Origin of the sequence: Serratia sp. BNK-23 (genome assembly GCF_047456145.1) — a bacterium.
Classification (GTDB): domain Bacteria; phylum Pseudomonadota; class Gammaproteobacteria; order Enterobacterales; family Enterobacteriaceae; genus Serratia; species Serratia nematodiphila.
The window spans coordinates 2165768-2191746 of the sequence record NZ_CP179900.1 but is presented as its reverse complement, the minus strand read 5'-3'; the positions used below and the strand labels follow the sequence as shown (position 1 = coordinate 2191746).

General features: G+C 56.3%; 22 protein-coding genes. 8 read left to right on the top strand and 14 right to left on the bottom strand.

From position 1 onward, the window contains the following. Nucleotides 1-39 precede the first annotated feature (39 nt). Nucleotides 40-1017: an ABC transporter permease gene (locus tag ACMGF9_RS10385; RefSeq protein ID WP_370456197.1), complete on the top strand. Its 978-nt coding sequence runs from the start codon at nucleotides 40-42 to the stop codon at nucleotides 1015-1017. 33 nt (nucleotides 1018-1050) lie between these two features. Further along, entirely contained in the window at nucleotides 1051-2058 is a 1008-nt protein-coding gene (locus ACMGF9_RS10380) for a substrate-binding domain-containing protein (protein ID WP_004932124.1), read from the top strand. 142 nt (nucleotides 2059-2200) lie between these two features. Here ACMGF9_RS10380 and ACMGF9_RS10375 read toward each other — a convergent pair whose 3' ends face one another. After that, on the bottom strand, nucleotides 2201-2764 hold the full coding sequence (locus ACMGF9_RS10375; RefSeq protein ID WP_021503841.1) for a TetR/AcrR family transcriptional regulator: 564 nt from the start codon (nucleotides 2762-2764) through the stop codon (nucleotides 2201-2203). Between the two features lie 128 nt (nucleotides 2765-2892). Here ACMGF9_RS10375 and smfY point away from each other — a divergent pair, with 128 nt between their 5' ends. Both smfY and ACMGF9_RS10365 read left to right on the top strand, forming a co-directional pair. Next, entirely contained in the window at nucleotides 2893-4365 is a 1473-nt protein-coding gene (gene smfY, locus ACMGF9_RS10370; protein ID WP_021503842.1) for a multidrug efflux MFS transporter SmfY, read from the top strand. 200 nt (nucleotides 4366-4565) lie between these two features. Beyond that, complete coding sequence (locus ACMGF9_RS10365) at nucleotides 4566-5057, top strand: Dps family protein (protein ID WP_004932132.1); 492 nt, start codon at nucleotides 4566-4568, stop codon at nucleotides 5055-5057. A gap of 46 nt (nucleotides 5058-5103) precedes the next feature. Here the strand turns inward: ACMGF9_RS10365 and ACMGF9_RS10360 are convergent, their stop codons facing one another. Next, complete coding sequence (locus tag ACMGF9_RS10360; protein ID WP_025159792.1) at nucleotides 5104-5280, bottom strand: YciY family protein; 177 nt, start codon at nucleotides 5278-5280, stop codon at nucleotides 5104-5106. A gap of 242 nt (nucleotides 5281-5522) precedes the next feature. Between ACMGF9_RS10360 and cls the strand changes: the two genes are divergently transcribed. After that, a complete protein-coding gene (cls, locus tag ACMGF9_RS10355; protein ID WP_004932137.1) occupies nucleotides 5523-6983 on the top strand; it encodes a cardiolipin synthase in 1461 nt (486 codons plus the stop codon). 56 nt (nucleotides 6984-7039) lie between these two features. Continuing rightward, nucleotides 7040-7363: an HI1450 family dsDNA-mimic protein gene (locus ACMGF9_RS10350; RefSeq protein ID WP_004932139.1), complete on the top strand. Its 324-nt coding sequence runs from the start codon at nucleotides 7040-7042 to the stop codon at nucleotides 7361-7363. 73 nt (nucleotides 7364-7436) lie between these two features. On the opposite strand, the gene oppF is transcribed toward ACMGF9_RS10350, so the two are convergent. The 7 genes from oppF to ACMGF9_RS10315 form a co-directional block, all read right to left on the bottom strand. Further along, complete coding sequence (oppF, locus tag ACMGF9_RS10345) at nucleotides 7437-8438, bottom strand: murein tripeptide/oligopeptide ABC transporter ATP binding protein OppF (protein ID WP_004932143.1); 1002 nt, start codon at nucleotides 8436-8438, stop codon at nucleotides 7437-7439. Further along, complete coding sequence (locus ACMGF9_RS10340) at nucleotides 8435-9451, bottom strand: ABC transporter ATP-binding protein (protein WP_044031106.1); 1017 nt, start codon at nucleotides 9449-9451, stop codon at nucleotides 8435-8437. The genes oppF and ACMGF9_RS10340 overlap by 4 nt, the downstream gene beginning before the upstream one ends. A gap of 11 nt (nucleotides 9452-9462) precedes the next feature. After that, nucleotides 9463-10371: an oligopeptide ABC transporter permease OppC gene (gene oppC / locus ACMGF9_RS10335; RefSeq protein ID WP_004932149.1), complete on the bottom strand. Its 909-nt coding sequence runs from the start codon at nucleotides 10369-10371 to the stop codon at nucleotides 9463-9465. Nucleotides 10372-10385: 14 nt separating this feature from the next. After that, nucleotides 10386-11306 carry an oligopeptide ABC transporter permease OppB gene (gene oppB / locus ACMGF9_RS10330; RefSeq protein ID WP_004932150.1) on the bottom strand — a complete coding sequence of 307 codons (921 nt, stop codon included), beginning with the start codon at nucleotides 11304-11306 and terminating at the stop codon, nucleotides 10386-10388. An 82-nt stretch (nucleotides 11307-11388) separates the two neighbouring features. Then, nucleotides 11389-13026, bottom strand: a complete 1638-nt coding sequence (gene oppA / locus ACMGF9_RS10325; RefSeq protein WP_351004992.1) for an oligopeptide ABC transporter substrate-binding protein OppA — start codon at nucleotides 13024-13026, stop codon at nucleotides 11389-11391. A 149-nt stretch (nucleotides 13027-13175) separates the two neighbouring features. Beyond that, a complete protein-coding gene (locus ACMGF9_RS10320; RefSeq protein WP_021503844.1) occupies nucleotides 13176-14813 on the bottom strand; it encodes an ABC transporter substrate-binding protein in 1638 nt (545 codons plus the stop codon). A 696-nt stretch (nucleotides 14814-15509) separates the two neighbouring features. Beyond that, complete coding sequence (locus ACMGF9_RS10315; protein WP_015378089.1) at nucleotides 15510-16154, bottom strand: YchE family NAAT transporter; 645 nt, start codon at nucleotides 16152-16154, stop codon at nucleotides 15510-15512. Between the two features lie 531 nt (nucleotides 16155-16685). Between ACMGF9_RS10315 and adhE the strand changes: the two genes are divergently transcribed. Continuing rightward, a complete protein-coding gene (adhE, locus tag ACMGF9_RS10310) occupies nucleotides 16686-19358 on the top strand; it encodes a bifunctional acetaldehyde-CoA/alcohol dehydrogenase (RefSeq protein WP_044031103.1) in 2673 nt (890 codons plus the stop codon). 119 nt (nucleotides 19359-19477) lie between these two features. Here adhE and ACMGF9_RS10305 read toward each other — a convergent pair whose 3' ends face one another. Further along, nucleotides 19478-20062, bottom strand: a complete 585-nt coding sequence (locus ACMGF9_RS10305; RefSeq protein ID WP_015378091.1) for a thymidine kinase — start codon at nucleotides 20060-20062, stop codon at nucleotides 19478-19480. A 699-nt stretch (nucleotides 20063-20761) separates the two neighbouring features. Here ACMGF9_RS10305 and hns point away from each other — a divergent pair. After that, nucleotides 20762-21169 (top strand): histone-like nucleoid-structuring protein H-NS, encoded by a 408-nt coding sequence (gene hns / locus ACMGF9_RS10300; protein ID WP_004932170.1) that lies wholly within the window; start codon nucleotides 20762-20764, stop codon nucleotides 21167-21169. A gap of 186 nt (nucleotides 21170-21355) precedes the next feature. Here hns and ACMGF9_RS10295 read toward each other — a convergent pair whose 3' ends face one another. The 4 genes from ACMGF9_RS10295 to rssB form a co-directional block, all read right to left on the bottom strand. Beyond that, complete coding sequence (locus ACMGF9_RS10295) at nucleotides 21356-22366, bottom strand: NAD-dependent epimerase (RefSeq protein ID WP_015378092.1); 1011 nt, start codon at nucleotides 22364-22366, stop codon at nucleotides 21356-21358. Nucleotides 22367-22375: 9 nt separating this feature from the next. Continuing rightward, entirely contained in the window at nucleotides 22376-23719 is a 1344-nt protein-coding gene (locus ACMGF9_RS10290; protein ID WP_004932175.1) for a UDP-glucose dehydrogenase family protein, read from the bottom strand. Between the two features lie 40 nt (nucleotides 23720-23759). Beyond that, a complete protein-coding gene (galU, locus tag ACMGF9_RS10285) occupies nucleotides 23760-24677 on the bottom strand; it encodes a UTP--glucose-1-phosphate uridylyltransferase GalU (RefSeq protein WP_015378094.1) in 918 nt (305 codons plus the stop codon). 213 nt (nucleotides 24678-24890) lie between these two features. Continuing rightward, nucleotides 24891-25904, bottom strand: coding sequence for a two-component system response regulator RssB (gene rssB, locus ACMGF9_RS10280; RefSeq protein ID WP_004932178.1), 1014 nt, complete (start codon nucleotides 25902-25904; stop codon nucleotides 24891-24893). Between the last annotated feature and the right edge of the window lie 75 nt (nucleotides 25905-25979).

The window sequence follows — 25979 nt, the reverse complement described above, 5'->3', positions numbered from 1 at the left end:
TCACCAGGAATTTCATTTTTCACCCGCAATAAGCGCCGTATGCACAAATACGGCATTATCATCGCCTTCTTCGCGCTGTGCCTGATCGTGGCGCTGATTGGCGAATATCAGGTCGCCCAGGGGGCCTGGAGCAGCAATTATTTTCTCAGCAATGAAAACACCCTGATCGTCCTGCGCCAGGTCTCGATCAACGGCATTCTGGCGATCGGCATGACCTTCGTCATCATTACGGCCGGCGTCGATCTCTCCGTGGGCTCGGTGCTGGCGCTAAGCGGGATCGTCGCCGCCCGCTTCGCCACCAACAACAGCGGATTGGCTATCGGCGACACCGCGACCGCCGTCATGGTGCCGCTGATCGTGGCGCTGGGCATCGGGATCGTCTGCGGCCTGGTGAACGGCACCGTGTTGGCTCGCTACCGGCTGCAACCCTTTATCGTCACCATGGGCATGCTCTCTGCGGCGCGCGGTTTAACCATGTTGACCACCAACGGCAATCCGGTTTCGCAATTGAACAGCGATTTCCGCTGGTTGGGCAATGGTTATGTCGGCGGCGTTCCGGTGCCGGTCATCATCTTCATCGTGCTGTTCGCCCTCGCCTGGCTGGTGCTGAATAAAACCCTCTTCGGGCGCTACATCTACGCCGTCGGCGGCAACCCGAAAAGCGCGCGCACCTCGGGGATTAACGTCACGCGCATCAAAATACTGGTGTATACGCTGTGCGGCGCGCTGGCCGGCATCGCCGGCCTGATCCTCACCGCACGCACCGGTTCGGCGCAGACCAACGCCGGCGCAGGGTATGAGCTGGACGCCATCGCAGCGGTGGTGATCGGTGGCACCAGCATGGCCGGCGGCGTCGGTACGCTGGTCGGCACCTTCTTCGGCGTGCTGATTATCGGGGTGATGAATAACGGCCTCGATCTGCTCGGCGTGCAATCGTATTACCAACAAATTATCAAAGGCGCATTGATCGTTCTTGCCGTCTTGCTCGACCCATCGCGTAAGCAACAGCGCGATTAATAACATCAGACCCAACTCTACCAGGAGAAAACCATGAATAAGACCAAGATAGCGTTGTTTGCCTCTGCCATGATGCTCGGTAGCCTGTCGGCAGCTCAGGCCGCCCCGGTAAAAATCGCGGTATTGATGTACGGCAACAAAGCCGAGTTCGTGCAATTGATGGAAAGGTTCGGCAAGGAGCACCCGGCGGTGAAAAGCGGCGAAGCCGTGCTGACCTTCTACGATGGACGTTATGATGCCTCGGTGCAAAACGATCAGGCCGCCACCGCTATCCAGACGCGCGCCGATGCCATTATCGTCAACCCGATGGATTTTGAGGCCAATATCGATATCGTCACTAATGCCAACGAAGCCAAAATTCCGGTGGTGGTCACCAACGCGCGCCTGAACACGGACGCGATGACGTCTGAAGTAGTGTCTAATGACGAGTTGGGGGGATACCTGGAAGCCAAAGCCGTCCTGGACAAACTCGACTGCAAGAACCGAAAGGTGAACGTGGTGATTATCGAAGGCCCGAAAGGCGGCAGCGGCGAGATCCAGCGCGGCAAGGGCAATGATAAAGCGATTGCCGAGTGCGGCGTCGGCCAGGTCACGGTACTTGAACGTAAAACGGCCAACTGGTCACGCGCGGAAGCGCAGCCGCTGATGGAAAACTGGCTGCAGAAACACCGGGGCAAAATCAACGGCGTGATCGGCCAAAACGACGAGATGGCGCTGGGCGCTATCGAGGCGATCAAAGGCGCCGGCCTGAATGTGAAGGACTTCGCGATTGCCGGCGTTGACGGCGTTTCCGACGCGATTCATGCGGTGCAGGCCGGTGAAATGGTCTCTATTCTGCAAGATGCCAAAGGCCAGATGCAGGGTTCCATCGACGTCGCGCTGCGCGCCGTGAAAGGGGAAAGCTATCAACCGCAGTCGGAGATCTGGAAGCAATACGCCAAGGATCTGAAATGGGAGGGCGGCACGCAAAAGCATTACTACATCCCGTGGACCGTCGTTACCGCAGAGAACGCCCAGTCGCTGTTGGACGCCCGTAAATAATTTCCCCCGCCCCCTGCCTTCAGGGGGCCCCGCTGGGGCGCTTGCCTGCAAACAAAAAAAAGCCAGCACGGAGTGGCTGGCTAAAAAGTTCTTCGAGGGAATATCTTGTGCGATAAACATACGCCTTTCACTGCGGGCTTTACTAGCTATCAGTGCGATAGGCACCCCCAGTTAAAATCAACGCCTGCATATCGGTGAACATCGCTTCCCATTCCGCCTGATCGATATCCATCAAACCAAAGTAACGCAGCATAAAGGCGCCTTCCGTGGCGAGAAACGCCAGGCGCGCGCGCTTGCCTTCTTCCGTCGTCAAATCCAAACCGGCGATGCGGCTGCGATACCATTCGCGCGTGCTCGCCAGATGCTCCGGCGTTTGAATCAGCGTCGCCATCAGCCCGGCGGCCTTGGCGCTGGCGGTCTGATCCGAGCTTTGCGTCGCCAGCATATGCGCCCGCACGCCGGTCTGCGGTGAAGGATCGTCACCGGCGATAGCGGCGAACAGCGTCTCGTAGGCACTCCCCCAGCGATCGAACATGGCGTCAATCAGGGCGTCTTTGCTGCCGAAACAGTACTGCACCCCGCCCTTGGAGATCCCCATCGCTTTGGCGACGGCGTCGATGGTCAAACCGGCGGCCCCCTGAGTGGCGACGATCTCTTCGGCGGCGTCCAAAACCTTGTCGCGATCGATGCTGCGTTGACGTCCCATTAAGAAACCCTTCTTTTCAATACGAACGTATGGATATATATTATCACCAGTATATCATCCGGCATCGCCGGATGGGTTACCCGAATGGCGGCGCCTTCGCGCCGCCTACTTTAACTGGATTATGACTTATGTACGCCAAGAACCGCTGGTTGATCCTGACGATGGTCGCCAGCGCCCTGTTCCTGATCGTCATCGATATGACGGTGCTCTATACCGCTCTGCCGCGTTTAACCCAGGCGCTGGACGCCAGCGCCTCGCAAAAACTCTGGATCGTCAACGCCTACCCGTTGGTGGTGGCCGGTCTGTTGCCTGGCGCCGGCATGCTGAGCGATCGCATCGGCCATAAACGGCTGTTTCTCGCCGGGCTGCCGGTGTTTGCCGTCGCGTCGCTGTGCGCCGCTTTCTCGCCTACCGCCGAGTGGCTGATCGCCGCGCGGGTATTCCTCGCCGTTGGCGCGGCAATGATGATGCCCGCCACGCTGTCCATCGTACGCCACGTCTTTACCGACGAACGCGAACGCGCGCTGGCGATCGGCATCTGGGCATCGGTGGCCTCCGGCGGCGCGGCCATCGGCCCGGTGGTCGGCGGCCTGCTGTTGGAGTATTTCTGGTGGGGCTCGGTGTTCCTGATCAATGTGCCGGTGGTGTTGCTGGTCTGGCCGTTGGCATGGAAACTGATCCCGCGCTGCGGCGGCGATAACCCGCGCCCCGCCGACATCGTCGGCTCGATACAGATCATGATAGGCCTGGTCGGCGCTATCTATGCGCTGAAAGAATTGAGCAAGCCGGCGCCTGACGTCAGCGCCTTGCTCGCGGCGGCCCTGATCGGCATCCTGTTCCTGGCGCTGTTCGTGCGTCGTCAGCAGCGCAGCGCCCACCCGATGATCGATTTCTCTCTGTTCCGCAACCGGCTGTTCGCCGGCGGCATCGGCGTGGCATTGCTGTCGATGGTGGCGCTGATCGGCGTCGAGCTGGTGCTCAGCCAACGCTTGCAACTGGTGCTCGGCCTCAGTCCGCTGCAGGCGGCGCTGTTCATCTTGCCGATCCCGCTGGCCTCGGCGTTGGCGGGGCCGATGGCCGGTTTGCTGCTGCCGCGCTACGGCGAACGCAGCATTATCCTCGGCGGTTTCGCCCTGACCGCCGTCGGCATTGCCGCCCTCGCCCTGTTGTCTCAGAGCGGCATAGCGCCGCAGCTGGTGAGCCTGGCGCTGGTGGGCTTCGGCCTCGGCGGCGTGATCACCGCCGCTTCCACCGCCATCATGCTGAACGCGCCGGAGGAGAAATCCGGCATGGCGGCGTCCATCGAAGACGTCTCCTACGAGCTGGGCGGCGTGCTGGGCGTGACGCTGCTCGGCGGGCTGATGACGGCGGTTTACAGCCACAGCCTGGCGCTGCCGGCGGAGCTGCCGGTCAGCGATTTAGCCTACGACAGCATCGACGAAGCGTTGCGCCTGGCGGCCGGAATGGCGGCCGATCGCGCGCAGCAGTTGACGCAACTGGCGCGTCTGGCCTTTGATCGCGCCTTTATTTCGGTACTGATCGCCGCCGCGCTGTTAATGGCGCTGGGCGCAGGTGTGGTAAAACTGGCGCTGCGCAAGTAACCGAGAAAAGCGGCTTTTTTCGCCTGCGGAACCTGCGTAAACTGATTCGGCAATTTGCTCGACGGATTTATCGTCATCGGTTTGAGCGATGGCAATAATGCCTGTTATCGTATTTAACCCTGCGATAAATCCGGTTACTGTAACAGCTATGGAAATTGATTCTGTCTACTATCGGAACAAATAATCAGGAGAAGATTATTATGGCAACGGCAAAGAAAGCAGCGAAAACCCATATCGGCCTTGACAGTAAACAATCGGCAAAACTCGCCGAGGCGCTCAATGCGCTGTTGGCAAACTATCAGGTGCTGTATATGAACGTGCGCGGCTATCATTGGAACATTACCGGCCCGCAGTTCTTTGAACTGCACGCGAAATTCGAAGAGACATATAACGATCTGCTGACCAAGGTAGATGAGCTGGCGGAACGTATTCTGACGTTGGGCTCGCAGCCGCGTCACGCTTTCAGCGATTATCTGAAAACCGCCGACATCAAGGAACACACCAACGTGACCGATGATAAGGGCACGCTGCGCGGCCTGTTGGAAGGGTATTCAATCTTGCTGCAACAGCAGCGTGAGCTGCTGACGGTGGCGGCAGACGCCGGCGACGAAGGCACCGCGTCGCTGATGAGCGATTACATCAAAGAGCAGGAAAAACAGGTCTGGATGCTCAACGCCTATTTGGGCAAATAACTCAGATGCCATAACAAAACAGTCCCTTACGGGACTGTTTTCGTTTTTACCACTCGCAGGATACCGCAAACAGCAGCGCGCGCCGATGCTGATCGTCCAGGCGGCGCCGCACCCGGATAATATGGCGATTGCTGCACGACTGGCGTTCCAGCCAGCGATGCCGCCGACGTTGGCTCTGCCGCAACATGCGCCAGCGGCCCACTTCATTTCTACTGCGTCTCATAATTCCGTCACTCGTTCGTCTAATGCCAACCGCGGGCATTATAGCCCTTTCCGCCCGCGATCCAAGCCGCCGTTATCGGCGGCACAGCGGACGCCACGCGGGCAAAAGCCGCCCTTTCAATTTCGGCAAGTGCCTTAACTTCATCATATTTATGCAACATAAGCGCCGATAAAAGGTTTCGCCTTGCCCGATCTGTGCGTACACTCATCATTGGTGGTTTGCGAACGGGATTTTTCGCCTTTATGACAACATTTTATACCGTAATCAGTTGGCTCATGGTGTTCGGCTACTGGCTGCTGATCGCCGGCGTGACGATGCGCATTTTGATGAAACGCCGTGCGGTTCCCTCTGCCATGGCCTGGTTGCTGGTTATCTATATTCTGCCGCTGTTCGGCATCGTCGCCTATTTATCGTTCGGCGAACTGCACCTGGGCAAGCGCCGTGCCGAGCGCGCCAAGGCCATGTGGCCGTCGACCGCGCGCTGGCTGAAGGAATTGAAAGAGAGCCGCCGCATCTTCGCCACCGAATACAGTGAAGTCGCCGAACCGCTGTTCCAGCTGTGCAACCGCCGCCAGGGCATCGACGGCGTCAAGGGCAACCAGCTGCAGCTGCTCACCACTACCGACGACACGTTGAAAGCGCTGATCCGCGACATCGAGCTGGCGCGCCACAACATCGAAATGGTGTTCTATATCTGGCAGCCCGGCGGCCTGGTCGATCAGGTGGCCGAATCGCTGATGGCCGCCGCGAGGCGCGGCGTACACTGCCGCCTGATGCTGGACTCCGCCGGCAGCCTGCCATTTTTCCGCAGCCCCTACCCGGCGATGATGCGCAACGCCGGCATCGAAGTGGTCGAAGCGCTGAAGGTCAACCTGCTGCGCGTATTCCTGCGCCGCATGGATCTACGCCAGCACCGCAAGGTGGTGCTGATCGACAACTACATCGCCTATACCGGCAGCATGAACATGGTCGACCCGCGCTATTTCAAGCAGGATGCGGGCGTCGGCCAATGGATCGATCTGATGGCGCGCATGGAAGGCCCGGTGGCCACTACGATGGGCATCGTCTATGCCTGCGACTGGGAGATTGAAACCGGCAAGCGCATTCTGCCGCCGCCGCCGGACGTCAACATCATGCCGTTCGAGCAGGAAAGCGGCCATACCATTCAGGTGATCGCCTCCGGCCCCGGCTTCCCCGAGGAGATGATCCACCAGGCGCTGTTGACCGCGGTCTATTCCGCGCGCGAGCAGCTGATCATGACCACGCCGTACTTCGTGCCGAGCGACGATCTGCTACACGCCATCTGCACCGCCGCTCTGCGCGGCGTTGAGGTCAGCATCATCGTGCCGCGCGACAACGATTCGATGATGGTGCGCTGGGCCAGCCGGGCGTTCTTCTCCGAGCTGCTGGAAGCCGGCGTGAAAATCTATCAGTTCGAAGGCGGCCTGCTGCACACCAAGAGCGTGCTGGTAGACGGCCAGCTCAGCCTGGTCGGCACCGTCAATCTGGATATGCGCAGCCTGTGGCTCAACTTCGAGATCACCCTGGTGATCGACGACGACGGCTTCGGCAGCGATCTGGCCTGCGTGCAGGAAGATTACATCGCCCGCTCCAAGCTGCTGAACGCCAAAGAGTGGTTGAAGCGGCCGTTCTGGCATCGCCTGGTCGAACGCCTGTTCTACTTTTTCAGCCCGCTGCTGTAAAAGCCGCAGCGAGCGTGCTTTAATAACGCCAAATCATTTGTTATCAGGATTTTTTTATGGATTTGAATAACCGCCTTACCGAAGACGAAACGCTGGAACAGGCCTATGACATCTTCCTCGAATTGGCCGGCGACAATCTGGATCCGGCGGATATTCTGCTGTTCAATCTGCAGTTTGAAGAGCGCGGCGGCGCAGAACTGTACGACCCCTCCGAAGACTGGAGCGAGCACGTGGATTACGACCTGAATCCGGACTTCTTCGCCGAAGTGGTGATCGGTCTGGCGGACAGCGACGGCGAGCCGATCAACGACGTGTTCGCCCGCGTGCTGATCTGCCGCGAGAAAGACCACAAGCTGTGCCACATTCTGTGGAAAGAGTGATTCGCCGCTCATATTTCGGATAAAAAAAGCCCCGCTGAGTCAGCGGGGCTTTTTGTTGCCGGCTAGCGGCGCATTACAGCGGATCGACCTTCAGGCATGAAACCGCATGACGGAAACTGCCCTCCAGCAGCGGACGCGTCTTGGCGCACTCCGGCCCGGCGATCGGGCAGCGGGTGCGGAACACGCAGCCGGACGGCGGGTTGATCGGCGAAGGCAGCTCCCCTTCCAACAGCTGGATCTGCTTTTCCTTCTCCTTGTCCGGATCCGGAATAGGCACCGCCGACATCAGCGCCTTGGTGTAAGGGTGCTGCGGATTGTGGTACACCTCGTCATAGGTGCCCAGCTCCACCGCATGGCCCAGATACATCACCAGCACGCGATCGGAAATGTGCTTCACCACCGCCAAATCGTGGGCGATAAAGATCAATGACAGGCCCATCTCGCGCTGCAGCTGCTGCAGCAGGTTTACCACCTGCGCCTGAATCGACACGTCCAACGCGGAAACCGGCTCGTCGCAGATCACCAGCTTCGGTTCGAGGATCAGCGCGCGCGCGATGCCGATGCGCTGGCATTGGCCGCCGGAGAACTCATGCGGATAACGGTTGATCAGGTTAGGCAGCAGGCCGACCTTCAGCATCATCGCCTTGACCTTGTCCTTCACTTCCTGACGCGGCATTTTCGGGTAGTAAGTGCGCAGCGGCTCGGCGATGATTTCGCCGATGGTCATGCGCGGGTTGAGCGAAGCCAGCGGATCCTGGAAGATCATCTGGATATCGCTGCGGGTTTTGCGCCAGTCGGCGTCGTTCATGCCCAGCAGATCTTTACCCAGCCAGGCGACGCGCCCGCTGGTGGCCTTCACCAGGCCGATGATGGCGCGCGCGAAGGTGGATTTGCCGCAGCCGGATTCGCCGACCACGCCCAGGGTTTCCCCCTCGAACAGCCGCAGCGTAACGCCATCGACCGCCTTCAGGGTTTTCGGCGGCTGCCAGAACCACTGCTTGTCGTCATGAATGTCGAAGTGCACTTTCAGATCGGCCACTTCGAGCAGTACTTTCTTGTCGGTTACCGCTGTCATACCAACGCCTCCACCGGTTTAAAGCAGGCGCGCAGGCGCCCTTCCCCAAATTGCTCCAATGGCGGAGCGCTCGCGCACTGTTCCATGGCGTACGGGCAGCGCGGCTGGAACGGGCAACCTTTCGGCAGCCGCAGCAGGTTCGGCGGGTTGCCGGGAATGGTCAGCAACGCTTCGCCTTCGGCGTCGAGGCGCGGCACCGCGTTCAACAACCCGATGGAGTACGGGTGGCTCGGCTGGTAGAACACCTCACGCGCGCTGCCGTATTCCATGGTGCGGCCGGCGTACATCACCAGCACCTTGTTGCAGATGCCGGCCACCACGCCCAGATCGTGGGTGATCATGATGATGGCAGTGTTGAACTCGCGCTTGAGCTCGTTGAGCAGCGTCATGATCTGCGCCTGGACGGTCACGTCCAGCGCGGTAGTCGGCTCGTCGGCGATCAGCAGCTTCGGCCGGCACAGCAGCGCCATGGCGATCATCACGCGCTGGCGCATGCCGCCGGAAAACTCATGCGGATACATGCGCATGCGCTTGCGCGCTTCCGGCATTTTCACCGCGTCGAGCATGCGCACCGACTCTTCGAAGGCTTCGCTTTTGCTCATTTTCTTATGCAGCATCAGCACTTCCATCAGCTGTTCGCCAACGCGCATATAGGGGTTGAGCGAGGTCATCGGGTCCTGGAAGATCATCGAGATCTCTTCGGCCCGTAGCTTGTTGAGCTGGTTTTCCGGCAGGTTGAGGATTTCGCGGCCGTTGAATTTGGCCGAGCCGCCGATGCGGCCATTGCTGGCCAGCAACCCCATCAGGGCGAACGCGGTCTGCGATTTGCCGGAGCCGGATTCGCCGACGATGCCCAGCGTTTCACCGGCGCGCAGATCGAAGTTCAGATCGTTCACCGCCGTCACATCGCCGTCCGGGGTGGAAAACGTGACGCGCAGGTCTTTCACGTCCAGCAGCGGCGACGCTTTAACGCCGACGGCGGTTTGCAGCTCAGGATGTTCAATGGTGCTCATGGTGGCACTCCTTAACGATCTTTCGGGTCGAGGGCGTCACGCAGGCCATCGCCGATGAAGTTGAAACAGAACAGAGTGACAACCAGGAAACCCGCCGGGAACAGCAGCAACCACGGTGAAACTTCCATTGAGTTGGCGCCGTCGCTGAGCAATGCGCCCCAGCTGCTCAGCGGCTCCTGCGTACCCAGCCCCAGGAAGCTGAGGAAGGATTCGAACAGGATCATGCTCGGCACCAGCAACGAGGCATACACCACCACCACGCCGAGCACGTTCGGCACGATATGCCGCAGCACGATGTTGCGCGTGGAGACGCCGCACACCAGCGCCGCTTCGATAAACTCCTTGCGCTTCAGACCGAGGGTTTGGCCGCGCACGATACGCGCCATGTCCAGCCACGACACCATGCCGATCGCCACGAAGATCAGCAGGATATTCTGGCCGAAGAAGGTCACCAGCAGGATCACGAAGAACATGAACGGGAAGGAGTTGAGGATCTCCAGCAGGCGCATCATCACCGAGTCGATCTTGCCGCCCAGATAGCCGGACATCGCGCCGTACAGGGTGCCGACGATCACCGCCACCAGCGCCGCCGCCACGCCGACCATCAGCGAGATGCGCCCGCCGATCGCCACGCGCACCAGCAGATCGCGCCCGGAGGAGTCGGTGCCGAAATAGTGCCCCGATTCAACGCTGGGTGCGGCGGACATCATCGCCCAATCGGTATCGTCGTAGGCGAATTGCGACAGCATCGGCGCCAGCACCACAAACAGTGTGATCAGCGCCAGTATGAACAGGCTGCTGACCGCCGCGCGGTTGTGCATAAAACGCCGACGCGCGTCTTGCCACAGGCTGCGCCCTTCCACTTCCAGCTTCTCGCTGAAGTGTTCCAGAGCTTCGCTGTTCTTTTTAGTCAACATCATTCGCGTGCTCCAGATTAATAACGGATTTTCGGATCGATGACCGCATACAGCACATCGACGATCGCGTTGAACAGAATGGTCAGAGCGCCCACCAGAATGGTCAGGCTCAACACCAGGGAGTAGTCGCGGTTCAGCGCGCCGTTAACGAACAGCTGGCCGATCCCCGGCAGACCGTAGATGGTTTCGATCACCATTGAACCGGTGATGATCCCGACGAACGCCGGGCCCATGTAGGACAGCACCGGCAACAGCGCCGGCTTCAGCGCGTGGCGGAAAATGATGCGACGCATCGGCAAGCCTTTGGCGCGCGCGGTGCGGATGAAGTTGGAGTGCAACACTTCAATCATCGAGCCGCGCGTGATACGGGCGATGCTGGCGATATAGGCCAGCGACAACGCCACCATCGGCAAGATGATGAACTTAGGCGCACCGCCGTTCCAGCCGCCGCCCGGCAGCCATTTCAACGTGATGGCGAAGATCAGCACCAACAGCGGCGCCACCACGAAACTGGGTATCACCACCCCGGTCATGGCGAACCCCATCACCGTATAGTCCCATTTGGTGTTCTGGTTCAGCGCGGCGATCACACCGGCGCTCACGCCCAGCACCACCGCCAGCAGAAACGCGGCCAGACCGAGTTTGGCGGAGACCGGGAAAGAGCTGGCCACCAAATCGTTGACCGAATAATCCTTGTATTTAAAGGACGGGCCGAAGTCTCCCTGCGCAAGCTGCGCCAGATAATGACCGTACTGTTTCCAGATCGGGTCGTTCAAATGATATTTGGCTTCGATATTCGCCATGACTTCCGGCGGCAATGCGCGTTCCCCGGTAAATGGACTGCCGGGCGCCAGGCGCATCATGAAGAATGAGATGGTGATAAGGATAAATAGTGTCGGGATCGCTTCCAACAAGCGACGAAGTATAAATTTAAGCATTGCCCTAACCCTGTGCGACAGCCTGATAACGGCTTATTATTCTCAACATGGGCCGGCGGCCAAGCCGCCGGCTCTTACCGTATCAATGCTTGATGATGTACAGGTTTTTGTCGTACACGTTATCAAGCGGGTCTTTGCCGGTGTAGCCACCGACGTAAGGTTTCACCAAACGGGCGTTCACATAGTAATACAGCGGAACGATGGCGGAATCTTTATCCAGCTGAACTTCCGCTTTCTGATACAGATCGGCGCGCTCGTCTTTGGTCTTCGCGGTCAACACGTTGGCCATCAGCTTGTCGAACTCGGCGCTCTTGTAGTGCGGGGTGTTACTGCTGCTGTCGGACAGCATCATGTTCAGGAACGAGCTCGGCTCGTTGTAATCGGCACACCAGCCGGCGCGCGCCACGTCATAGGTCCCCTGATGGCGGGTATCCAGGAAGGTTTTCCACTCCTGGTTCACCAGCTTCACGTCCACGCCCAGGTTTTTCTTCCAGATGGAGGCGGCGGCGATCGCCAGCTTCTTGTGCAGGTCTGACGTGTTGTACAGCAGGGAGAAGGTCAGCGGTTTACCCGGGCCGTAGCCGGCGTCCGCCAGCAGTTTCTTCGCCACTTCGTTGCGTTTTTCCTGCGTCCAGCCGAACCACTCCGGCGGGGTCAGCTTGGCACCGTCGGTGTATGGCGGCGTAAAGCTGTAGGCCGGCAGATCGCCCTGGTTTTTCACCTTGTTGACGATAATGTCGCGGTCCATGCCCAGCTTCAGCGCTTCACGCACGCGCGCATCGGTGAACGGCGCCTTCTGGTTGTTGATTTCGTAGTAGTAGGTGCACAGATAAGGATCGACGTGCACCTCTTTCGGGATCTCTTTCTTCAACTTCTGGAACAGTTCGATCGGCATGTTGTTGTAGGTCATGTCGATTTCACCGGTGCGGTAGCGGTTAACGTCGGTCACTTCCGACGAAATAGGCAGGAACGTCACTTTATTGATGATGGTTTTGGCGTTATCCCAATATTCCGGGTTGCGTTCCAGTACGATGCGTTCGTTGACAATCCAGTCTTTCAGTTTGTAGGCGCCGTTGCTGACGTAGTTGGCCGGCAGCGTCCACTTCTCGCCGAATTTCTCCACCGCCTCTTTATAAACCGGCTTCATGGCGTAGTGCGGGGTCATTTCAACCAGATAAGGCACCGGCTCGCTCAGGGTCACCTGGAAAGTGTGGTCGTCGATGGCCTTCACGCCCAGCGTCGACTTGTCTTTTTTACCGGCGATGATGTCATCGACGTTTTCCACATGGGCGTACTGCAGGTAGCTGGCGTAAGGCGACGCGGTTTTCGGATCCACTACGCGCTGCCAACTGTAGACGAAATCTTGCGCCGTCACCGGCTTGCCGTTGGACCATTTGGCGTCTTTGCGCAGGTGGAAGGTCCAGATTTTGAAATCCTTGTTATCCCAGCTTTCCGCGACGCCCGGCACGATGGAACCATCCGGGCTGTTGTTCGCCAGGCCTTCCATCAGATCGCGGGTCACGTTGTTTTCCGGCACGCCCTCGATTTTATGCGGGTCAAGCGACTGCACTTCGGAACCGTTGTTTTTGACGATTTCTTGCTTGTCGGCCAGTTGCACGCCTGCAGGAACGTCGGCCGCGAAGGCGGAGGTGGTTGCTGTGATGCCGAGTGCGGCGATGACGCCGGCGGCAATGAGGGTTTTCTTCGTGATGTTGGTCATACTTATCGACTCCAGTTTTTTATTATCACAGGCTCTTCGTGGAACCTGCGTTGCCCGTAAGCGGACTCTGTTTTCCCGCCGCTGCGGAACGAATGCGGCGGCGGGCCTTCCCCATATTCCCCTGCGGTTCAGCGTGAGGAATACCCCTTTTACTGCTTGATAATGTACAGATTTTTAACGTCGGTATAGTCCAGCGGATCTTTGCCGGTGAACCCGCCAACCGTCGGCTTAATCAACCGCGCGCTGACGCGGTAATACACCGGGATCAACGCGGAGTCTTTGTCCAGCTGCGCTTCTGCCTGCTGATAGAGCGCGGCGCGCGCGGCCTCATCCGGCGCCTTCAGGGTGGCGGCCATGATGGCGTCGAACGCCGGGCTCTTATAAAACACGGTATTGATGCTGCTGTTGGACAGCACCAGGTTCAGGAACGCGCTGGGCTCGTTGTAATCCCCGCACCAGGTGGCGCGCGCCACGTCGTATTGCCCCTGATGGCGGCTTTCCAGCGAGGTCTTCCACTCCTGATTGCGCAGCGTGACGTCGGCGCCGAGGTTCTTTTTCCACATCGACGCGGCGGCGATCGCCTGCTGTTTGTTTTGATCGGAGGTGTTGTACAGCAGCGAGAACTTCAGCGGCTTGGCGTCGCTGTAACCCGCTTCCGCCAGCAGTTTCTTGGCTTCGGCGTTGCGCTGTTCCTGGCTCCAGCCGGCCCAGGCGGGTTGCGTGAAGTCGGCGCCTTCGGTGAAGGTTGGCGTGAAACTGTAGGCCGGGATCTGCCCCTGGCCCATGATCTTGTTGGCGATGATGTCGCGATCCAGCGTCATCTTCACCGCCGCACGCACCCGCGGATCGGTGAACGGCGCCCGCTGGTTATTGAGTTCGTAATAGAAAGTGCACAGATAAGGGTTAACGTGCAGTTGCTCGGGCACTTCGCGTTTCATTTTGACGTACAGGTACGGCGGAATGGCGCTGTTGGTGATGTCGATCTCGCCGCTGCGGAAGCGGTTGACGTCGCTGACTTCGGAAGCGATAGGCAGGAAGGTCGCCTGATTGATCACCGTCTGCTTGTTGTTCCAGTAGCTCGGGCTGCGCTCCAGCACAATGCGCTCGTTCACCACCCACTCTTTCAGACGGTAAGCGCCGTTGCCGACATAGTTGGCGGGCAACGTCCATTTGTCGCCGAATTTCTCCACTACCGCGCGCTTCACCGGTTTGAGCGACGTGTGGCTCAGCATGCTGATGAAATACGGCACCGGTTCGCTCAGCGTCACCTGCAGCGTCTGGTCGTCCAGCGCCTTGACGCCGAGGGCCTGTGGAGGCTTCTTACCGGTCAGGATATCGTCGATATTGTCGACTTTGGTGTACTGCAGGTAACTGGCGTAGGGCGAAGCGATTTTCGGATCGGCCAGGCGCTGCCAGCTGTAGACGAAGTCTTGCGCGGTCACCGGGCTGCCGTCGCTCCACACCGCGCCGGGGCGCAGGTGGAAAGTCCATTGCTGATAATTCTGGTTTTCCCAGCTCGCCGCCGCCGCCGGCACCACATGCCCGTTGGCGTCGGTGCTCACCAACCCTTCCAGCAGGTTAAGAATGATATTGCTTTCCGGTACGCCCTCGACCTTATGCGGATCCAATGAAGCCACTTCGCTGCCGTTGTTGATCACAATATTCTGCTGCTGCGCCAACTGAACGCCGGCCGGCACTTCCGCCGCCAAACTGCTATTTATGGCGCCGACGCTCAGCGCGCCGCTAATCAACAAGGTCAAAGAAGTGCGCTTCAGGGTTTGCTGCATAATCGAGGCTCCTTTTCACCGACAAGCATCGCTTATCGAAGTTTGTGAAGTGTTTATAAGAATTCTAAATAAACGGATACCAGCAAAAATCATTCCCGTTTTTATGGCGCATTTCAGTTAATTGACCACGGGAAAGTTGCTCGGAAATTAGCAGAAGCCAAATTCCATAGCCAATAAATTTTACGAAAATGTTAAGCAATTCTCTTTTATCGCACGAAGCCCGATCCGGCCCCCAAGATCGAGGACGCGGAGAAACAAAATCATCGCTATGATTTTAAAGAAAAAAAAGACGAAATCATTTCATTTGAAACCATCAACGCAATCTCATTACCGCACAAAGAAACATTCAGTTAACAATCCAGGCATTCAAAGAACAAACACCTGCCTATGGTCGGTTAATCACTAATAACACCTGGATGAAAGTGAGACAAGCCCCACAGAATGATGTGATTAATTTAACAACAGCTTTACCGTTGAGCGGGGGCAAAACGCGCGGAAATGGGGGAAGAAAAGTGTCTGAAATAACGCTTAGCGTTTTTTTTGCACAGCAACATGAGATTTATGCAACATAAGAGTGCAACCGCATAAATTTTATTCATCCTGTGCACTATAATAATGCGAACCAATAAATAATTTAAACTTTAAAATTAATTTTAGCCGCGCCAAGGCGAAAGGTGCGCGGCTAAACAAAGGGTATTACAACAGGCCGGGGAATATCGCCTTAATGCCGGTAACGATAAACTCGATCCCGAGCGCCATCAGCAACAGACCCATGATACGGGTGATCACGTTGATGCCGGTCTGCCCAAGCAAACGCACCAACAGCGGCGCGGCGCGGAACAACAACCAACAGCAAAAGGCGAACAAGGCGATTGCGACCGTAAAGCCGAGCAGGCTTTGCCAGTTGTGATAACGGGAACTCCACACGATGGTGGAACTGATCGCCCCCGGCCCCGCCATCAGCGGCAGCGCTAACGGCACCACGCCGATGCTCTCGCGGATCGCGCTCTCCGATTTTTCCTGTTTGTTCTGTTTGTCTTCTCCCAGCTTGCCGCTGATCATCGACATGGCGATGGTCACCACCAGAATACCGCCGGCGATGCGGAACGAATCGATGGAGATGCCGAACATCCGCAAGATCCCTTCGCCCAGGAACAGCGATGTCCACAGAATAATGGCGACCGACAGGTTGGCGGTCAGGTTGGTTTTATTGCGCCCTGCTTCCGCCTGGTAGCTGGTCATGCTGATAAACACCGGCAAGATGCCCACCGGGTTGACCAGCGCAAACAGACCGACAAAGAACTTGATAAAGCCGGAAAGATCCAACAGAGATTGGCCCACAGATGGCTCCGCGTTAAGTGCTATAAAAAGGTGTGCTGCCTATGCGCGCTAATGTAATGGAATTGCCGCGGGTAATCCATCCGGCCAGAGCAGCATTTTTGACTACCAGCAAGTTAGGCAGCAAAACAAATGCCCTTTGTTAAAGTGATGTATGGCCTTTTGATTTTTTATGTTGAAAAAAGAGTCATCGATCACAGTTATTGATAATCACTCTCAACACCGTCAAGCTGAAAGGTGTCAGCTTGCACTTTTCATGATTTAGATCACAAATCAACTACCCAACAGTGGGTAAGCTCTTAGTCGTAGTCAGGGAGTAGAACAAAGTCGGTGGCAATCCAGCCGGTTCCGTTCTCTTCACTGCCTGCCCCTCCGGTTGGCGCAGGGTAAAGCTCTTTAAGCAAATCAGCAGCATGCGAAGAAATAACGCGGGAAACCCCCGGTATTCGAATCACCGTTTATTCCCGTTATGACTATACTAGTGGCTCGCACGGCTTATTTACTGAAAGAGTTTAACATTATCAGGAGAGCATTATGGCTGTAACGAATGTCGCTGAACTGAACGAGCTTGTCGCACGTGTCAAAAAAGCCCAGCGCGAATATGCCAACTTCACTCAAGAGCAAGTGGATAAAATCTTCCGCGCTGCCGCCCTCGCCGCTGCTGATGCCCGTATCCCGTTGGCCAAAATGGCCGTGGAAGAATCCGGAATGGGTATCGTCGAAGACAAAGTGATCAAAAACCACTTCGCTTCCGAGTACATCTACAACGCCTATAAAGATGAAAAAACCTGTGGCATCCTGTCTGAAGATGACACTTTCGGTACCATCACCATCGCCGAACCTATCGGCCTGATTTGCGGTATCGTCCCTACCACCAACCCAACTTCTACCGCGATCTTCAAAGCGCTGATCAGCCTGAAAACCCGTAACGGCATCATCTTCTCGCCGCACCCGCGTGCGAAAAATGCCACCAATAAAGCCGCCGATATCGTGCTGCAAGCCGCTATCGCCGCCGGCGCGCCAAAAGACATCATCGGTTGGATCGACCAACCTACCGTCGAACTGTCCAACCAGCTGATGCACCACCCTGACATCAACCTGATCCTGGCCACCGGTGGCCCGGGCATGGTGAAAGCCGCCTACAGCTCCGGCAAACCGGCCATCGGCGTCGGCGCCGGTAATACGCCGGTCGTGGTAGACGAAACCGCAGACATCAAGCGCGTGGTCGCCTCTATCCTGATGTCCAAAACCTTCGACAGCGGCGTTATCTGCGCTTCCGAACAGTCGGTCATCGTCGTTGACGCTATCTATGATGCGGTACGCGAACGCTTCGCTTCCCACGGCGGCTATCTGCTGCAGGGTAAAGAACTGAAAGCGGTGCAGGACATCATCCTGAAAAACGGCGGTCTGAATGCGGCCATCGTCGGGCAATCCGCACCGAAAATCGCCGAAATGGCAGGCATCAAAGTACCGGCCAACACCAAAGTGCTGATCGGTGAAGTGAAGCTGGTCGACGAGTCCGAACCTTTCGCACATGAAAAACTGTCGCCTACCCTGGCGATGTACCGTGCCAAAGACTTCGAAGACGCGGTCGCCAAAGCCGAAAAACTGGTCGCCATGGGCGGTATCGGCCACACCTCCTGCCTGTACACCGACCAGGATAACCAAACGGCTCGCATCGCCTACTTCGGCGATAAAATGAAAACGGCTCGCATCCTGATCAACACCCCGGCTTCTCAGGGCGGTATCGGCGACCTGTACAACTTCAAACTCGCGCCTTCGCTGACGCTGGGTTGCGGTTCCTGGGGTGGCAACTCCATCTCTGAAAACGTCGGACCTAAACACCTGATCAACAAGAAAACTGTAGCGAAGCGAGCAGAAAACATGTTGTGGCACAAACTTCCGAAATCGATCTACTTCCGCCGTGGCTCGCTGCCTATCGCGCTGGAAGAAGTGGCGACCGACGGGGCGAAACGCGCCTTCATCGTGACCGACCGTTTCCTGTTCAACAACGGCTATGCTGACCAGATCACCAAGGTTCTGAAGTCTCACGGCATCGAAACCGAAGTGTTCTTCGAAGTGGAAGCCGATCCGACGCTGAGCATCGTGCGTAAAGGCGCCGAGCAGATGAACTCCTTCAAACCGGACGTCATCATCGCGCTGGGCGGCGGTTCGCCGATGGACGCCGCGAAAATCATGTGGGTGCTGTACGAACATCCTGAAACCCACTTCGAGGATCTGGCGCTGCGCTTCATGGACATCCGCAAGCGTATCTACAAATTCCCGAAAATGGGCGTGAAAGCGAAAATGATCGCCATCACCACAACCTCAGGTACCGGTTCAGAAGTCACGCCGTTCGCGGTCGTGACCGACGACGCCACCGGGCAGAAATACCCGCTGGCCGACTATGCGCTGACCCCGGACATGGCGATTGTCGACGCCAACCTGGTGATGAACATGCCGAAATCCCTGTGCGCCTTCGGTGGCCTGGATGCGGTGACCCACGCGCTGGAAGCCTACGTCTCGGTGCTGGCGAACGAATACTCCGACGGCCAGGCGCTGCAGGCGCTGAAACTGTTGAAAGAGTATCTGCCGGCCAGCTACAAAGAAGGCGCGAAAAACCCGGTTGCCCGTGAACGCGTGCACAACGCCGCCACCATCGCCGGTATCGCTTTCGCCAACGCCTTCCTCGGGGTTTGTCACTCCATGGCACACAAACTGGGTTCGGAGTTCCACATTCCGCACGGCCTGGCCAACGCGATGCTGATTTCCAACGTCATTCGCTACAACGCGAACGACAACCCGACCAAGCAGACGGCCTTCAGCCAGTACGACCGCCCTCAGGCGCGCCGCCGCTACGCTGAAATCGCCGACCACCTCGGCCTGAGCGCACCGGGCGACCGCACCGCGCAGAAGATTGAGAAACTGCTGGCCTGGCTGGACGAGCTGAAAACCGAGCTGGGCATCCCAACCTCCATCCGTGAGGCGGGTGTGCAGGAGGCGGACTTCCTGGCGAAAGTCGACAAGCTGTCGGAAGACGCGTTCGACGACCAATGCACCGGCGCCAACCCACGCTATCCGCTGATTGCCGAACTGAAGCAAATCATGCTGGATACCTTCTACGGCCGCGAATTCAGCGAAACAGTCGAAGAGGAAGCGACAGCTCCGGCTGCAGCCAAAGCCGCGGTAAAGAAGTCCAAGAAATAACGGTTTCGTGAACCGATAAAAAAACCCGCCAAACGGCGGGTTTTTTATTGCGCCGGAGGCGCTGCATTTCGACTCACGCCGCCAAAACGCCTCAGCGGGCTTTGGCGGCGTTTTCTCCCCTACTCCAGGGAGTGAATCGCCTCTTTATAATGCTTGCGGCAGACGGAGACATAGCTCTCGTTACCGCCAATCACCACCTGCTCACCGGCGTGCATCGCCTGGCCGTTTTCATCCAACCGCAACACCATATTGGCTTTGCGCCCACAGTGACAGATGGTTTTCAATTCCACCAGCTTATCAGCCCAGGCCAGCAAATATTGGCTGCCGGTAAACAGCTCACCGAGAAAATCGGTACGCAGGCCGTAGCACAATACGGGAATGTCCAGTTGGTCCACCACATCACACAATTGCTCAACCTGCGCCTTGGTCAGGAACTGGCTTTCATCCAGCAGTACACAATGCACCGGCTGCTGTTGATGCTCTTGCTGAATCATGGCGTACAGCATCGAGTCGTTGTTATAGAGCTGGGCCTGCGAGGATAAACCGATGCGCGAGCTGACCTTACCTACGCCAAAGCGGTGATCGATCTCCGCAGTGAACACCAGCGTGCGCATACCACGTTCTTGATAGTTATATGAAGACTGTAGCAGCGCGGTGGACTTGCCGGCATTCATCGCAGAGTAATAAAAATAAAGTTGAGCCATGGCCCCGCAACTCCGATGGTATAAGAAATATTCAAATGTCGATTAGGACGGTAAGTGTACCATAAGCCGCCCCCAGGCTCAGCCCAAAGCGAACGAATATTGCGTTCGCCGTAATAATGCGCTTTCAAGCGAAACATATCGTTCTGTCGGCCCGTTCTTTTTACAGCTATTTACAGGATAATGTATGCCTGTCATCACTATTAATTCTTGCTAATGGTTAACCGCGATCATTTGCCCATTAATGCATAATCACCCTTTCGCCGCGGCGGGTGCCGCAACCGCAACGGCGCGCCAGTCTATTATACACGGGGCCAATACAGGGCATTTAATCACCTCCGCTGTCCCCGACGTTTCCTGACGCAATCTTTACCTATATACCCCTATTGTTTACAATGTCTGCCTTGCCATGACGTGATTAAGCCCACAGAACCCATTGTAATATTGATATAAATTACGGCGATAACTTATCGATGAAAGCCTTGCGACACGCGCCTTTTAAAGCATGCCTGCTGAAATTTTGACTTAAGTGCGACAAGGGTAATAGTTAACAGCCCTTCCTATATTAGTCGGACAGATCCGATTAACGGATTTTTAAAAGGTAAATTTGAGTATTCAAGTCAATTTGGCTATTGCAGAAAAGAAAATAGCACTCTATTATTATCGAGACGCCCCCCACCAATATAATTTGAGACTAGGACAATGAGCGAAGCATTAAAGATTTTGAACAACATCCGCACTCTGCGCGCCCAGGCAAGAGAATGCACACTGGAAACGCTGGAAGAAATGCTCGAGAAACTGGAAGTTGTTGTGAACGAACGTCGCGAAGAAGACAGCCAGGCTCAAGCAGAAATCGAAGAACGCACCCGTAAACTGCAGCAATACCGCGAAATGCTGATTGCTGACGGTATCGATCCGAATGAACTGCTGCAAACCATGGCTGCCAACAAGGCTGCCGGTAAAGCAAAACGCGCAGCACGTCCTGCTAAATACCAATATAAAGACGAAAACGGCGAATTGAAAACCTGGACCGGCCAAGGCCGTACTCCAGCGGTGATTAAGAAAGCTATCGAAGAGCAAGGTAAATCTCTGGACGATTTCCTGCTGTAATAGCGATTCGGCCCGTATCTGAAAGGCTCCCTGCGGGGGGCCTTTTCATTTTAAAGCTTATCGCCGCGATCCTGCCTCATCCCTTTCCTTTTAGTAAATATCCTAATTCGCATTTTGTTCCTTGCATGAGGTTCCAGCGATAAAAAAGGGCCCTAAGGCCCCTTTGTCGCATATACCCTCGTTCAATTATTGAACCTGGTAGAATGCCTTATACCAATCAACAAAGCGCTTCACCCCTTCTTCAACGCTGGTTTCCGGCTTAAAACCAATGTCACGATAAAGCTCCGCGGTATCCGCGCTGGTATCCATCACGTCGCCAGGTTGCATTGGCAACATATTCTTGCGGGCAGTTAGCCCCAAAGCCTGCTCCAACGCCGTGATATATTCCATCAGTTTAACGGGGGTGTTATTGCCGATATTATAAACATGATACGGCGCGGAACTGGTCGCCGGCGATCCCTGTTCAACGGTCCATGACGGATCTGCCTGCGGAATAACCGCCTGCAGCCGCACAATCGCCTCGGTGATATCATCAATGTAAGTAAAGTCACGGTGCATTTCACCGTGGTTATATACATCGATACTCTCCCCCGCCAATATGGCCTTGGTAAACTTGAACAGCGCCATATCCGGACGCCCCCAGGGACCATATACGGTAAAGAAGCGTAGCCCCGTCGTCGGGAGACCGTATAAATGAGCGTAACTGTGTGACATCAGCTCATTGGCTTTTTTGGTTGCCGCATACAGTGACACAGGGTGGTCGACCGAATCTTCGGTAGCAAACGGCAACTTGCGATTGAGGCCATAAACAGAACTGGAGGAAGCGTAAAGTAAATGCTCGACCTTATTATGACGGCAGCCTTCCAGAACGTTCAAATGACCGATCAGGTTAGCGTCCGCATAAGCCAACGGGTTGACCAGCGAGTAACGCACGCCGGCTTGGGCACCCAAATGAATGACTCGTTGGAACTGATGCTCGGCGAACAATGTCGCCATGCCTTCACGATCGGCCAAATCCAACTTGATGAAGCGGAATCCCGGCTTATCCGCCAGTCTGTCCAGACGGGCCATTTTCAGGCCCACGTCATAATAGTCATTCAGGTTATCGATGCCGACAACCTGATGCCCGGCGGTCAACAAACGCTCTGCAACGTGATAACCAATAAACCCTGCGGCGCCTGTAACCAGGAATTTCATGCCCACTCCTTAAATAACCGGTTTAATCGAGGCACCGCGGCCAATCGCATAGTAGGTAAAGCCGCGATTCGCCAAACGCTCAGGATCGTACAGGTTACGTCCATCGAAGATCACCGGCTGCTTCAACGCGCCCTTGATCACATCAAAGTCCGGTGCGCGGAAATTCTGCCATTCGGTGCAGATCACCAGAGCATCGGCGCCGTGCAACGCAGCCTCTTTGGTACCCATCAGCTTCAAGTCGTCGCGCTGGCCATAGATGCGCTGAACTTCGTTCATCGCTTCCGGATCGTAGGCCTGAACGGTGGCGCCGGCAGCCCACAGCTGCTCCATCAGCACACGGCTGGACGCTTCACGCATGTCATCGGTATTCGGCTTGAACGCCAGACCCCACAGTGCGAAGGTTTTGCCCTTCAAATCGCTGCCGAAATAGTCTTTGATAAAGCTGTTCAGCTTGTCTTTTTGTTGGTAGTTGACCTGCTCTACCGCCTGCAACAGCTTCGGTTGGTAACCGATCTGCTCCGCCGTGCGGATCAGCGCCTGAACATCTTTCGGGAAGCAAGAACCACCGTAGCCACAGCCAGGATAGATGAAGTGATAACCGATGCGTGAATCGGAACCGATGCCCTGACGCACTTTCTCGATGTCCGCGCCCAACATTTCCGCCAGGTTGGACATTTCGTTCATAAAGCTGATTTTGGTCGCCAGCATGCAGTTGGCGGCATATTTGGTCAGCTCCGCGCTGCGGATATCCATCATGATCATACGATCGTGATTGCGGTTAAACGGCTCGTACAGCTCGCGAATAGGCTCGATCACCTCTTTATTATCGGTGCCGATCACGATGCGCTCAGGGCGCATGCAGTCAGCCACTGCAGCGCCTTCCTTCAGGAATTCAGGGTTGGACACCACGTCGAACGGCACGTTGCTGCCGCGTTTTGCCAGCGTTTCCGCCATCACCTGACGCACTTTGTCCGCCGTACCGACCGGCACGGTAGATTTGTCGATCACCACTTTGCGATCGGTCATGTGCTCGGCGATGGTGCGCGCCACCGCGGTGACATATTTCAGATCGGCGGAACCGTCTTCATCCGGCGGCGTACCGACGGCGATAAACTGGATATTCCCGTGCGCCACGCCCGCTTTGGCATCGGTGGTGAAATGCAGGCGCCCAGCCTCATAGTTTTGCTGTACCAGCGGCGTCAGGCCCGGTTCAAAAATCGGGATATTCCCTTTTTTCAGGTTCTCGACTTTTCGTTCGTCAACATCGATGCACATAACATCATGGCCAACTTCAGCCAGCACGGCGGCCTGTACCAGCCCCACATAACCAATACCAAAAACTGTTACTTTCATGTGAAAATCCTAGTTTTTCAAATTAAGACGAAAGATCAAATTACTTCTTGTCAGCGGCAACAACCTGTTGCAGCCACTGAGAAAACTCTTTGCCCAGGCTGGCATGACGCATGCCGTACTCCACGAAGGCCTGCATGTAACCCAGTTTGTTACCGCAGTCATGGCTCACGCCTTTCAGGTGATACGCTTCCACCGTTTCCTGCTGCATCAGCATTTCGATGCTGTCAGTCAGCTGAATTTCATCGCCGGCGCCTGGAGGCGTTTTCGCCAACAGCGGCCAAATATCGGCGGACAACACATAACGACCGACAATCGCCAGGTTGGAAGGGGCTTTATCCGGCGACGGTTTCTCAACCACGCTGACCATCGGCGCGCTTTCGCCCGGTTGCAAATCAACGCCCTTACAGTCGGCTACGCCGTAGTTTCCGACATCCTTATGCGGCACGGGTTCAACCATGATCTGGCTGACGCCGGTGGCTTCGAAGCGCTGCAGCATTTCGTGCAGGTTGTCTTTTTTCGGATCGGCGCTGTATTCGTCGAGGATCACGTCCGGAAGCACCACCGCGACCGGTTCATCGCCCACCATCGGGTAGGCACACATAATCGCGTGCCCCAGGCCTTTGGCATTACCCTGACGAACCTGCATCACGGTAACGCCTTTCGGGCAGATCGACTGCACTTCGTCCAGCAATTGGCGCTTGACGCGTTTTTCCAGCATCGCTTCGAGTTCGAAACTGGTATCAAAATGGTTTTCGATCGAGTTCTTGGAGGAGTGGGTGACCAGCACAATCTCGTTAATCCCCGCCGCAATGCACTCATTGACGACGTATTGGATCAGAGGTTTATCAACCAGCGGCAGCATTTCTTTCGGAATGGCTTTGGTGGCCGGCAACATCCGCGTACCCAAGCCTGCAACCGGGATCACGGCTTTTCTGACTTTGCGATTTACAGCAGGCATTATTTCCTCTCTTAAAGCTAAAGCGCTCATTTTATGAGCGTGGGCTCGATATAAAAAAACCTTCGGAGTATACCAGCTTATGCGCGCCGAGCATTAACCAGAACACAAATAGAAAACATTTAGGACTATTACCCGTTCGGATAATCCGGAGAATAAATAAACGGTTTAATTACAGATAAGTAAATAGCTTGAGATCGCGCCGATCGCTGCCTGCTATTCAGCGCTGAGCATCAGTCGCAATCGGCCACCGCTGCCCCATACCTGACATTGCCAGGCGGTACAACGCTGGCTGATCTGATTCATGTAGGTAGCCCCCAGCGTCCCCAGTGGCACGCCGTTGCTCAGCTGGATTTGATTGTCACCGGTATTGACGTTGGCATGCAGCCCGGCGGAAACCAGAATCAGGTTTTTATTTTCGGCGTGATAATATCCCAACAACAGAGGGAATTGACCGTCTAATTTCCCCTGCCGCAATAATTGATTAACCTGCTTTAACAATGCCGACATTTGCGGCAAACGATGCTGTTGATTAGCCAGATGGTCCTGCAGCAGCCCATTAAATAATGCGCGCAACAGCAGTGCCGCCAATACGCCATTATCGCCGGCGCGCGTGACGTCCAGACAATAGAATGCCAGATCCTTTTCTGACAAGGCGGCGATATCCAGCACCAGGCCGGGATTTTCGCCGGTGGTTAACTGCCGATAGTTGATCCGGCAATGCGCAATGGTCTGCTGTACCGGCGGCTGCAGTTGCTTAAGCAGTTTGACGGCTTCGGAAGGATTTTTGCTCAACGCATCCCAATCCTGAAACAGTTCAACCTCTTCAATCGCCTGGGAGGTGAACATATTGGGGTATAAGCACGCCAGCACCGCTTCACGCAGGCGATTGAGATCGGTCAGCGGCTTGAGCAGCACATCCTGCACGCCCAACCGCAGCACCTTGGCGATGTCCGCCATCTTGTCGGTGGCCGAGATCACCAGCACCGGGATCTGCAGCCCCTGCAAACGCAGGTGTTCAACGAATTCGATACCGCCCATTTCCGGCATCGCGAGATCGCACAGAATCAGATCCGGCTTGAAGTCATCCACGGCACTCAGCGCCTGTAAACCGTTGGTCGCCTCGCCGGTTTCAGCGCCCAGCGAGGTCAGATAACCGACCAGCACGGAACGAAAAACCTGTTCGTCCTCAACGATCAAGATGCGCTTGTGAGTGAGTGGTAATGCCATCAGCCGAGCCTCGTCCCTTTCCATAGTGTAATAGTGGCTCAAAAAGGTCACTTATGCTCGTCTGAAACAGACCAA